Below are 11,668 nucleotides of genomic sequence, written 5' to 3'. Positions count from 1 at the left end.
GGCAAGGCACAGAGGCGGATCGGTACGTGCCCAATGTCCGGTCTAGGTGCGGTCTTTTTCGAGCTCCCCGGCGTGCGCCCCCATGGGCCGCTGCGTGGGCACGCGCGCGTCGGGATGCGGCAGTCCGGGGCGCACGGCGTGTGCGGCGGTCTCGGTGTGCTCCCCCGCGAGGGCGCGCAGGCGGTGCACCTCCCTCTCCAGGGCGAGATGGCGCCGGTGGGCGTCGTAGAGGTAGCGGACCTTGGTGCGCAGGGCCCAGGGGTCGACGGGCTTCATGACGAGGTCGGCGACGCCGAGCCGGTAGGCGGCGGTGGTCAGTTCGTGGTCGGCGCCGAAGCCGGTGAGCAGGATGACGGGGATGTGCTGGGTCTGCTCCACGCGCCGCATGTAGCGCACGACCTCCAGTCCGCTGACGCCGGGCATGCGCACGTCGAGCAGCAGCAGGCCGACCTGGCCGCGGAGCACCTGCTTGAGTGCCTTGTCGCCGCTGGTGGCCCTGCCGAGCAGGTAGCCCAGCGGGGCCAGGGCGCTTTCGAGCGCGTACAACGTGTCCTCATGGTCGTCGACGATGAGGATCCTGGTATCCGACGGCATGACCCCACGCCCCTCCCTCGTGGAGGACCAGAGTAGTCCGGGACACTGACGCGCAGTGCTCGTCAGCTGACCTGCTGTGTACGGCGCAGCATGCCCCGAGTGGGCCGCCGTGTCACTCCCCCGGGGCGCGCGCGACGTCAGTTGCCGCCTGGGGCGGCGCCGTTGAGCGCCTCGTCCGCGATGCGCTCGTGGTGGCGGATGACCTCGGCGACGATGAAGTTCAGGAACTTCTCGGCGAAGGCGGGGTCGAGTTTGGCGTTCTCGGCGAGGGCGCGCAGCCGGGCGATCTGGCGGGTCTCGCGGGCCGGGTCGGCGGGCGGCAGCTGGTGCCGGGCCTTGAGGTGGCCGACCTGCTGGGTGCATTTGAAGCGCTCGGCGAGCATGTGGACGACGGCGGCGTCGATGTTGTCGATGCTGTCGCGCAGCCGGGCGAGCTCTTCGCGGACGGCGGGGTCGACGTCGGGGGAACCGGTGTTGCTGGTGGTCATGGGGCGTCAGCCTACGGGGATCACGCCGGGCGGCCGAAGGGCGTCTCATCCCTCGGCGGTAAGAGTCGCTTGTGGAAGTAGACGTCCTCGTGGCCGCCGGGGACGCCGGGGATGCGGGCCCGTTCCATGAAGCCGAGCCTCGGGTAGAAGGCGGGTGCCTGGAAGCTGTACGTGGAGACGATCATGTCGGTGCAGCCGCGTCGGACGGCCTCGTCCTGCGCGGCGCGCATCAGCCGGCCGCCCCAGCCGGAGTGCCGCTGGTCCTCGCGTACCCAGAGCATGTCCACCGAGCACAGGGTGCCCCAGGTCCAGGCGGTGAGCCCGCCGACCAGGTCGCCGCTGTCGTCGGTGACGGAGACGGAGAGGGGCTCGGTGACGGCCCCGTCGGCGGCGGCGGTGTTGAAGGCGGTCAGCTCGTCGTCGAGCCGCTGTTCGAGGGCGTCGTCCCGGCCGCCCACGCGGAGGGAGCCGGCGGCGGTGTGCTGTTCGCTGGTCACGGCCCGGATTCTGCCGGAGGCGCGCGGGGGCGACGACCGGGTTTCGCCGTGCCGGGCCCGTCCGCGGCGGGGCCCGCCCTCGTACAGTGGAACCGGGTTCAGGGGCGTCTTGGGGGTGAGGCGTGGCGAACGACGGGCCGGTCGAGCACGGCTACCCGCATCTGGAGACGGTGCGGGCCGCCGTCACGGCGCTGTACAAGCGGCTGTCCCACGACACCGTCCGGACGTTCGCGACGAGCGTGCTCCCCGTCGACGTGGCGTTCTGCGACACCGACGATCTGTATCTGGGGGCGCAGCGGGTGGCGCACGAGCTGGTGCGGCACTACCGGCTGCCGGACGCCCGGTTGGTCGTGAGCTTCCGGCAGATGCGGCACGCGGCGAACGTGGAGCTCACGGCCGGGCCGGAGTACTTCGTGGAGCTGAACGACCGGTTCCGTACGCATCGGCGGGACATCGGGGCGGCCCTCGCGCACGAGGTGACGCATGTGTACCTGCATCGCCTCGGCCTGTCCTTCCCGGGTGTGCGGGACAACGAGATCCTCACGGACACGGTGACGACGTACCTGGGCGCGGGGTGGCTGTTGCTGGACGCGTACCGGGAGGACGGGGCGTCGTCGCAGAAGCTGGGGTATCTCACGCCGGAGGAGTTCGGGTACGTGCTGGCCAAGCGGGCGCTGGCGTTCGGGGAGGACCCGGCGGTGTGGTTCACCAGTGCGCAGGCGTACACGGCGTATGTGAAGGGGATGGAGCTGGCTCGGCGTGACGAGCAGCAGCCGCCGCTGACGGCGGCGGGATGGGCGGGGCGGCGGCGGTACGCCCGGGACCGGCGGCACGCTGCGGCGGGCCCGCCGCAGCCGGGGGTGCCGTACGCGTTCTCGCCCGACGGGGGCGGGCGGTTGCGGGTGTCGTTCCCCTGCCCCACGTGCCATCAGCGGATCAGGGTGCCGGTGAGCGGCCGGGTCCGGGCGCGGTGTGCGCTGTGCCGGAGTGTGCTGGAGTGCGATACGTAGGGGCGCGGGCGGACCGGGCGCCGGGGCGTGCGCTTTCGGCGCCCGTGGCTAGGGCACGTTCGGCGCCCGCGGTGAGACAGGTGGGTGCCGTCGGCGGGCGAGGCCGGGGGCTGCGTTTTCGGCGCCCCGGCCCCGGCCGTCAGTGGGGGTGGTCGCCGCTGGTGATCTCCCGGTACTGCTCGGCGGTCGGTTTCTCGATCCGCGCGTCGGGCCCGTACATGGCTTTCGCGAGCCGGGCGCGCAGCCGCTCGGACCGCTTGACCCTGCGGCGCACTCCCCCCGCGTCGACCTCGCGCCCGATCTCGTAGGGCGGGTTCTGCTCGTGCTGGGTGAGCGTGAACAGCTCGCTCTGGGTGAGGGGCTCGTGGACCTCGAGGTACTCGCCGGTCGGGAGCCGTTTGATGGTGCCGGTCTCCCTGCCGTGCAGCACCTTGGCGCGGTCGCGGCGCTGCAGGCCCATGCAGATCTTCTTGGTGACGATGAAGGCGGCGACCGGCAGCACGAAGACGCCGATCCGCACGAACCAGGTGATCACGTTGATGGACAGGTGCAGGTGGGTGGCGACGATGTCGTTGCCGCCGCCGATCAGCAGCACGGCGTACAGGGTCAGCCAGGCCACGCCGAGGCCGGTGCGCACGGGCGCGTTGCGCGGCCGGTCCAGGATGTGGTGCTCGCGTCTGTCGCCGGTGATCCACGCCTCGAGGAAGGGGTAGAGGCCGAGGGCGAGCAGGATCAGCGGGAAGAGCGAGAAGGGGATGAACACGCCGAGGACGAGGGTGTGCCCCCAGAGGTTGATCTCCCATCCCGGCATCACCCGGATCAGGCCCTCGGAGAAGCCCAGGTACCAGTCGGGCTGGGCGCCGGTGGTGACCAGGTCGGGGCGGTAGGGGCCGAAGGCCCACACGGGGTTGATCTGGGCGACCGCGCCCATCACCGCCAGCACGCCGAAGACGAGGAAGAAGAAGCCGCCGGCCTTGGCCATGTAGACCGGCAGGAAGGGCATCCCGACGACCGAGCGCTCCTTGCGTCCGGGGCCGGGGAACTGGGTGTGCTTGTGGTAGAAGACCAGGATCAGATGGGCGGTGACCAGGCCCAGCATGATCCCGGGCAGCAGCAGGATGTGGACGGGATAGAGCCGCGAGATGATGTCCTCGCCCGGGAACTCCCCGCCGAACAGGAAGAACGACAGGTACGTCCCGACGATGGGGATTGACAGGATCGCGCCCTGTGCGAAGCGGATGCCGGTGCCGGACAGCAGGTCGTCGGGCAGGGAGTAGCCGGTCAGGCCGGTGATGATGCCGAGCATCAGCAGGGTCCAGCCGAAGAGCCAGTTCAGTTCGCGCGGCTTGCGGAAGGCTCCGGTGAAGAACACCCGCATCATGTGCACCAGCATGCCGGTGATGAAGACCAGCGCCGCCCAGTGGTGGATCTGCCGGATCAGCAGCCCGCCTCGCACGTCGAAGCTGATGTCCAGCGTGGACTCGAACGCCCTGCTCATGAGGACGCCGTTGAGCTCCGTGTAGGAGCCGTTGTAGGCGACCTCCTGCATGCTGGGCTCGAAGAACAGGGTGAGGTAGACGCCGGTGAGGATCAGCACGACGAAGCTGTAGAGGGTGACCTCGCCCAGCATGAAGGACCAGTGGTCCGGGAAGACCTTGCGCATGTTGGCCTTGGCCAGCGCGAACAGCCCGAGCCGTCCGTCGGCCCAGTCGGCGAGCTTCTCGCCCGAGCCGGCGGGAGGTCTCCGCCGAGCGGAGTCCGTCCCGTACACCCGTCGTGCGCCGTCGTCGCCCATACGTCGTCGCCTCCCCGTCGGATCCTTCCCAGCGTGGCACGGTGGCGCGGCCGTGCAAACGGGGCGTACGAGCGGTTGGGCCAGGGGGGCTAGGGTCGATCGAGTGGTGGAGCCGGGGGCGAGGGGGCCCGGTTCAGCGGCCGCCGGGGTCCCTGACGATCCCCTGCGCCCGTGCGGCCACGAGCCACTTCGGGAACTCGCCGACCAGCCGGTCGTACAGCTCGGCGTCCGGGACCTTCCGCGGGTCCTGCCCCGCGTGGAAGAACCCGGCGTTGTCGACGACCCGCTTGCCCGGCACGGCCAGCTCGTCCAGCTTGCGCAGGAAGTCGAACTGCTTGCTGCCCGGGTCGCCGAACCCGATGAACTGCCAGAACAGCGGCAGCTTCGCCGCTTTGCACAGGTAGCGTTCCGCGGCGAGCTTGTTGATGGGCCCGCCGTCGGTCTGGAACACCACCAGGGCGGGCTCCGTCGAGCCGCTGTCGAGGTAGTGGTCGATCACGGCGTCCATCGCCAGGTGGTAGCTGGTCTTCCCCATGTGCCCGAGCGCGGCGACGATCCGGTCGATCCGCCCCTGGTGGCCGGCCAGATCGATCTCGGTCTCGGCGTCGACATCGGTGGAGAAGAACACGACCGGCACGCTGCCGTCGTCGTCCAGGTGCGCTGACAGCCCGAGCACCCGGTCGGCCAGCGCCTGCACGCTTCCGTCCTTGTAGTAGGGCTTCATCGAGCCGGAGTAGTCGACCACGAGGTAGACCGCGGCCCGCAGGCCGCCCAGCCCGTGCTTGGCGAGGGACACCCCGGCGCTCTTGTAGAGGTTCACCAGCGCGGGAGCGGTCTCCTGGACCTTGCTCAGACTGATCGCGACCATGGGCCGCATCCTCTCACTGCTCGACGACCACCCCGTCGCCCGGTTCCGGCATCCGGTCGGCCGAACCGAGGAGTTGGGGGACGCGGAACGGCTCAGGACATGCGACAGCGCCTGCCCAATCGTCCGGTCGGGGACTGTGGGGCAGGCGCCGTCAGTGTTCCGCACGCCTTTGTACGGGACGTCTTTTCGATGGACCGTCAGACCATCAGCGAGCGGTCCGTGGGACGGATCGGCGCCGGCAGCTCGCTGGCGCCCGTGAGCGCACGGTCCACTCCGCGCGCCGCCGAGCGGCCCTCGGCGATCGCCCAGACGATGAGCGACTGGCCGCGGCCGGCGTCACCGGCGACGAACACGCCCGGCACGTTGGTCCGGAAGTCGGCGTCGCGGGCGATGTTGCCGCGCTCGTCGAGCTCCAGGCCGAACTGCTCGACCAGGCCGTTCTCCCGGTCCGTGCCGGTGAAGCCCATCGCGAGGGTCACCAGCTGCGCGGGGATCTTGCGCTCGGAGCCCGGCTTCGGGGTCAGCTTGCCGTCGATGAACTCCACCTCGGTGAGGTGCAGCCACTGGACGTTGCCGTCCTCGTCGCCCTCGAAGTGGGTCGTCGAGACGGAGTAGACCCGCTCGCCGCCCTCCTCGTGCGCCGAGGTGACCTTGTACAGCATGGGGAAGGTCGGCCACGGCTGGGAGGCGGCGTTCCGCTCCTCGCCCGGGCGGGGCATGATCTCCAGCTGCGTGACGGAAGCCGCGCCCTGGCGGTGGGCGGTGCCCACGCAGTCCGCGCCGGTGTCGCCGCCGCCGATGACCACGACGTGCTTGCCCTCGGCCGACAGCGGAGTGGTGACGTAGTCGCCCTCCTGGACCTTGTTGGCCAGCGGCAGGTACTCCATGGCCTGGTAGATGCCCTTGAGCTCGCGGCCGGGCACCGGCAGGTCACGGGCCGTGGTGGCGCCGACGGCCAGGACGACCGCGTCGTAGCGCTTCTTCAGGTCCGTGGCCTTCAGGTCGCGGCCGATCTCGATGCCCGTGCGGAAGCGGGTGCCCTCCGCGCGCATCTGCTCGATACGGCGGTTGATGTGCCGCTTCTCCATCTTGAACTCGGGGATGCCGTAGCGGAGGAGGCCTCCGATGCGGTCCGCGCGCTCGTAGACGGCGACGGTGTGGCCGGCGCGGGTCAGCTGCTGGGCGGCGGCGAGACCCGCCGGGCCCGAGCCGATGACCGCGACGGTCTTGCCGGACAGGCGCTCCGGGATCTGCGGGGCGACGTCCCCGGTCTCCCACGCCTTGTCGATGATCGAGACCTCGACGTTCTTGATGGTGACCGGCGGCTGGTTGATGCCCAGCACACACGCCGACTCGCAGGGAGCGGGGCACAGGCGGCCCGTGAACTCCGGGAAGTTGTTCGTCGCGTGCAGACGCTCCGAGGCGGCGGCCCAGTCCTCGCGGTAGGCGTAGTCGTTCCACTCGGGGATGAGGTTCCCGAGCGGACAGCCGTTGTGGCAGAACGGGATGCCGCAGTCCATGCAGCGGCTGGCCTGCTTGCTGATGATGGGCAGCAGGGAGCCGGGGACGTAGACCTCGTTCCAGTCCTTGACGCGCTCCTCGACGGGGCGGGACTTGGCGAGCTCGCGCCCGTGGTTCAGGAAGCCCTTCGGGTCAGCCATTGATCGCCGCCTCCATCATCTTCTCGTGGGTCTCGGTCTCGGAGAGACCGGCTCGCTCGGCGGCTTCCTTGGCGGCGAGCACTGCCTTGTACGTGCTGGGGATGATCCTGCTGAAGCGCTCGACGGCGGTGTCCCACTCGCTCAGGAGCTTCTCGGCCACGGTCGAGCCGGTCTCCTCCTGGTGGCGGCGGACCACGTCGTGCAGCCACTGCTTGTCGGTGTCGTCCAGCGCCTCGACGGCGTCCAGGTTGCCGACGTTGACGTTGTCGCGGTCCAGGTCGATCACGTACGCGATACCGCCGGACATGCCGGCCGCGAAATTGCGGCCGGTCTCGCCGAGCACCACCGCGTGACCGCCGGTCATGTACTCGCAACCGTGGTCGCCCACGCCCTCGGAGACGACCGTGGCGCCGGAGTTGCGGACGCAGAACCGCTCGCCGACCTTGCCGCGCAGGAACATCTCGCCGCCGGTGGCGCCGTAGCCGATGGTGTTGCCGGCGATGACGCTGTACTCGGCGAGGTGGTCGGCCGCGCGGTCCGGGCGGACGACGATCCGGCCGCCGGAGAGGCCCTTGCCGACGTAGTCGTTGGCGTCGCCCTCCAGGCGCAGCGTGACACCGCTGGGCACGAACGCGCCGAAGGACTGGCCCGCGGAGCCGGTGAAGGTGATGTCGATGGTGTCGTCGGGCAGGCCCGCGCCACCGAACTTCTTCGTCACCTCGTGGCCGAGCATGGTGCCGACCGTGCGGTTGATGTTGCGGATCTGCACCTGGGCGCGCACCGGCTGGGCGTCGGTGGCGCCGGAAGCGGCGAGCGCGTCCGAGGCCAGCTTGATCAGCTGGTTGTCGAGCGCCTTCTCCAGGCCGTGGTCCTGGGCGATCAGCTGGTGGCGCACCGCGCCCTCGGGCAGCTCGGGCACATGGAACAGCGGCTCCAGGTCCAGGCCCTGCGCCTTCCAGTGGTCGACCGCGCGGGTCACGTCGAGCGTCTCGGCGTGGCCGACGGCCTCCTCGATGGAGCGGAAGCCCAGCTCGGCGAGGATCTCGCGGACCTCTTCGGCGATGTACTGGAAGAAGTTCACGACGTACTCGGCCTTGCCGGAGTAGCGCTCGCGCAGGACCGGGTTCTGCGTGGCGATGCCGACCGGGCAGGTGTCGAGGTGGCAGACGCGCATCATGATGCAGCCGGAGACGACGAGCGGCGCGGTCGCGAAACCGAACTCCTCGGCGCCGAGCAGCGCGGCGATGACCACGTCACGGCCGGTCTTCAGCTGGCCGTCGGTCTGCACGACGATGCGGTCGCGCAGGCCGTTGAGCAGCAGCGTCTGCTGGGTCTCGGCGAGGCCGAGCTCCCAGGGACCGCCGGCGTGCTTCAGCGAGGTGAGCGGGGAGGCGCCCGTGCCGCCGTCGTGGCCGGAGATCAGGACGACGTCCGCGTGCGCCTTGGACACACCGGCCGCGACCGTGCCGACGCCGACCTCGGAGACCAGCTTCACGTGAATCCGCGCCTGCGGGTTCGCGTTCTTCAGGTCGTGGATCAGCTGGGCCAGGTCCTCGATGGAGTAGATGTCGTGGTGCGGCGGCGGGGAGATCAGACCGACGCCCGGGGTCGAGTGACGGGTCTTGGCGACCCACGGGTAGACCTTGTGGCCGGGCAGCTGGCCGCCCTCGCCGGGCTTGGCGCCCTGGGCCATCTTGATCTGGATGTCGTCGGAGTTGACCAGGTACTCGGAGGTCACACCGAAGCGGCCGGAGGCGACCTGCTTGATGGACGACCGGCGGGCCGGGTCGTACAGGCGCTCCGCGTCCTCGCCGCCTTCACCGGTGTTGGACTTGCCGCCCAGCTGGTTCATGGCGATGGCGAGGGTCTCGTGCGCCTCCTGCGAGATGGAGCCGTACGACATGGCGCCCGTGGAGAAGCGCTTGACGATCTCGGAGACCGGCTCGACCTCGTCGATGGAGATCGGCTGCCGGTCCGACTTGAAGCCGAACAGGCCGCGCAGCGTCATCAGCCGCTCGGACTGCTCGTTCACGCGCTCGGTGTACTTCTTGAAGATGTCGTACTTGCCGGAGCGGGTGGAGTGCTGGAGGCGGAAGACCGTCTCCGGGTCGAACAGGTGCGGCTCGCCCTCGCGGCGCCACTGGTACTCGCCGCCTATCTCCAGCGCGCGGTGCGCGGGGGCGATGCCGGAGGCCGGGTAGGCCTTGGCGTGCCGGGCGGCGACCTCCTTGGCGACGACGTCGATGCCGACTCCGCCGATCTTGGTGGCCGTGCCGTTGAAGTACTTCTCGACGAAGGCGTCGTCGAGACCGACGGCCTCGAAGACCTGGGCGCCTCGGTAGGAGGCGACGGTCGAGATGCCCATCTTGGACATGACCTTCAGCACGCCCTTGCCGAGGGCGTAGATGAGGTTGCGGATGGCCTTCTCGGGCTCGATGCCGGGCAGGAACGTCCCGGCACGGACCAGGTCCTCGACGGACTCCATCGCCAGGTACGGGTTGACGGCGGCGGCGCCGTAGCCGATGAGCAGGGCGACGTGGTGGACCTCGCGGACGTCACCGGCCTCGACCAGCAGGCCCACCTGGGTGCGCTGCTTGGTGCGGATGAGGTGGTGGTGGACGGCCGCGGTGAGCAGCAGCGACGGGATCGGCGCGTGCTCGGCGTCCGAGTGGCGGTCCGACAGGACGATGAGGCGGGCGCCGTTGTCGATGGCGGCGTCGGCCTCGGCGCAGATCTCCTCGATGCGCGCGGCCAGCGCGTCACCGCCGCCGTGCACCCGGTACAGGCCGGACAGCGTCGCGGCCTTGAAGCCGGGCATGTCGCCGTCGGCGTTGATGTGGATGAGCTTGGCCAGCTCGTCGTTGTCGATGACCGGGAAGGGCAGCAGGACGCTGCGGCAGGAGGCGGCCGTCGGGTCGAGCAGGTTGCCCTGGGGGCCCAGCGACGAGCGCAGGGAGGTGACCAGTTCCTCGCGGATGGCGTCCAGCGGCGGGTTGGTGACCTGCGCGAACAGCTGGGTGAAGTAGTCGAAGAGCAGGCGCGGGCGGTCCGACAGCGCGGCGATGGGCGAGTCGGTGCCCATCGAGCCGATCGGCTCGGCGCCGGCCTTGGCCATCGGCGCGAGGAGGACGCGCAGCTCCTCCTCGGTGTAGCCGAAGGTCTGCTGGCGGCGGGTGACCGAGGCGTGGGTGTGCACGATGTGCTCGCGCTCGGGCAGGTCCTCGAGCTCGATCTCGCCGGCCTCGAGCCACTCCGCGTAGGGGTTCTCGGCGGCGAGCTCGGCCTTGATCTCGTCGTCCTCGATGATGCGGTGCTCGACGGTGTCGACGAGGAACATGCGGCCGGGCTGGAGGCGGCCCTTGCGGACGACCTTGGAGGGGTCGATGTCCAGCACGCCGACCTCGGAGCCGAGGACGACGAGGCCGTCGTCGGTGACCCAGTAGCGGCCGGGGCGCAGGCCGTTGCGGTCGAGGACCGCGCCGACCTGCTTGCCGTCGGTGAAGGTGACACAGGCCGGGCCGTCCCAGGGCTCCATCATCGTGGAGTGGAACTGGTAGAAGGCGCGCCGGGCCGGGTCCATGGAGTCGTGGTTCTCCCACGCCTCCGGGATCATCATCAGCACGGAGTGCGGCAGGGAACGGCCGCCCAGGTGCAGGAGTTCGAGGACCTCGTCGAAGGACGCGGAGTCGGAGGCGTCCGGCGTGCAGACCGGGAAGATCCGGTCGATGGCCTTGTCGTCGGAGCCGAACAGGTCGGAGACCAGCTGCGACTCGCGGGCCACCATCCAGTTGCGGTTGCCCTTGACGGTGTTGATCTCACCGTTGTGCGCGACGAAGCGGTACGGGTGGGCCAGCGGCCACGACGGGAACGTGTTCGTCGAGAACCGGGAGTGCACGAGCGCGATCGCGGAGGCGAAGCGGCGGTCGGACAGGTCCGGGAAGAAGGGCTCCAGCTGGCCGGTGGTCAGCATGCCCTTGTAGACAATGGTCCGCGCGGACAGCGACGGGAAGTACACGCCGGCCTCGCGCTCGGCGCGCTTGCGCAGCACGAAGGCCTTGCGGTCGAGGGCGATGCCCTCCGAAGTGCCGTCGGCGACGAAGATCTGGCGGAAGACCGGCATGGTCGACCGGGCGGTGGCACCCAGCAGCTGGGGGGCGACCGGCACCTCGCGCCAGCCGAGGACGGTCAGGCCCTCGTCGGCCGCGATCGTCTCGATCTGCGAGACGGCGTCGGCGGTGGAGTCCTCCGGCAGGAAGGCGATGCCGACGGCGTAGGAACCGGCGTCGGGCAGTTCGAATCCGGCCACGTCACGGAAGAAGGCGTCCGGGACCTGCGACAGGATGCCGGCGCCGTCGCCGGAGTCGGGCTCGGAGCCGGTGGCGCCGCGGTGTTCGAGGTTGCGCAGAACGGTCAGAGCCTGTTCCACCAGGGTGTGGGACGCCTCGCCGGTGAGGGTGGCGACGAAGCCGACGCCGCAGGCGTCGTGCTCGTTGCGGGGGTCGTACATACCCTGCGCAGCAGGGCGAGCATCCATGAAGGACCAGTTCTGGCCATTCGCGGAATGCTGGGACGGCTGGCGCGGCGTACGCATCGGCTCTCCCGTCGTCGTCTGTGGCATATGCAAAAAGTGCCGAGGGACGACGTTGGCCCTCGCGTGATCGCAAAATTTCGTGCAGGTTACATGATGGAGCGGTTCTCGGGAACCGGGATAATCCGTTCCAGCATGCGGACACTGCGGGTTCGCGGCGGGGGTAC

Annotated in this window: 8 protein-coding genes; 1 reads left to right on the top strand and 7 read right to left on the bottom strand. The window is 70.1% G+C overall.

All coding sequences use genetic code 11. From position 1 onward, the window contains the following. Window positions 1-42: 42 nt before the first annotated feature. From ABTX60_RS02600 to ABTX60_RS02590, 3 genes are all read right to left on the bottom strand, one after another. On the bottom strand, window positions 43-594 hold the full coding sequence (locus ABTX60_RS02600) for a response regulator (RefSeq protein WP_352095255.1): 552 nt from the start codon (window positions 592-594) through the stop codon (window positions 43-45). A gap of 137 nt (window positions 595-731) precedes the next feature. Further along, window positions 732-1,082, bottom strand: coding sequence for a chorismate mutase (locus ABTX60_RS02595; RefSeq protein ID WP_352095254.1), 351 nt, complete (start codon window positions 1,080-1,082; stop codon window positions 732-734). Window positions 1,083-1,102: 20 nt separating this feature from the next. Continuing rightward, window positions 1,103-1,579 (bottom strand): GNAT family N-acetyltransferase, encoded by a 477-nt coding sequence (locus tag ABTX60_RS02590; RefSeq protein ID WP_352095253.1) that lies wholly within the window; start codon window positions 1,577-1,579, stop codon window positions 1,103-1,105. Between the two features lie 122 nt (window positions 1,580-1,701). Here ABTX60_RS02590 and ABTX60_RS02585 point away from each other — a divergent pair, with 122 nt between their 5' ends. Then, entirely contained in the window at window positions 1,702-2,589 is an 888-nt protein-coding gene (locus ABTX60_RS02585; RefSeq protein ID WP_352095252.1) for a hypothetical protein, read from the top strand. A gap of 139 nt (window positions 2,590-2,728) precedes the next feature. Here the strand turns inward: ABTX60_RS02585 and qcrB are convergent, their stop codons facing one another. The 4 genes from qcrB to gltB all read right to left on the bottom strand — a co-directional run bounded on the left by qcrB (window position 2,729) and on the right by gltB (window position 11,504). Next, complete coding sequence (qcrB, locus tag ABTX60_RS02580) at window positions 2,729-4,384, bottom strand: cytochrome bc1 complex cytochrome b subunit (RefSeq protein WP_352095251.1); 1,656 nt, start codon at window positions 4,382-4,384, stop codon at window positions 2,729-2,731. Between the two features lie 133 nt (window positions 4,385-4,517). Further along, the gene (locus ABTX60_RS02575) at window positions 4,518-5,252 is read right to left on the bottom strand and encodes a vWA domain-containing protein (protein WP_352095250.1); all 735 of its coding nucleotides are present in this window, start codon (window positions 5,250-5,252) and stop codon (window positions 4,518-4,520) included. Between the two features lie 197 nt (window positions 5,253-5,449). Continuing rightward, complete coding sequence (locus ABTX60_RS02570) at window positions 5,450-6,913, bottom strand: glutamate synthase subunit beta (RefSeq protein WP_352095249.1); 1,464 nt, start codon at window positions 6,911-6,913, stop codon at window positions 5,450-5,452. Next, entirely contained in the window at window positions 6,906-11,504 is a 4,599-nt protein-coding gene (gene gltB, locus ABTX60_RS02565) for a glutamate synthase large subunit (RefSeq protein ID WP_352095248.1), read from the bottom strand. Before gltB ends, ABTX60_RS02570 begins: the two co-directional genes overlap by 8 nt. Between the last annotated feature and the right edge of the window lie 164 nt (window positions 11,505-11,668).

This window comes from Streptomyces sp. NPDC126510 (assembly GCF_040302345.1).
Lineage (GTDB): Bacteria > Actinomycetota > Actinomycetes > Streptomycetales > Streptomycetaceae > Streptomyces.
Note: the sequence above shows the minus strand (reverse complement) of the source record. Positions and strands in the feature narration are given on the sequence as shown.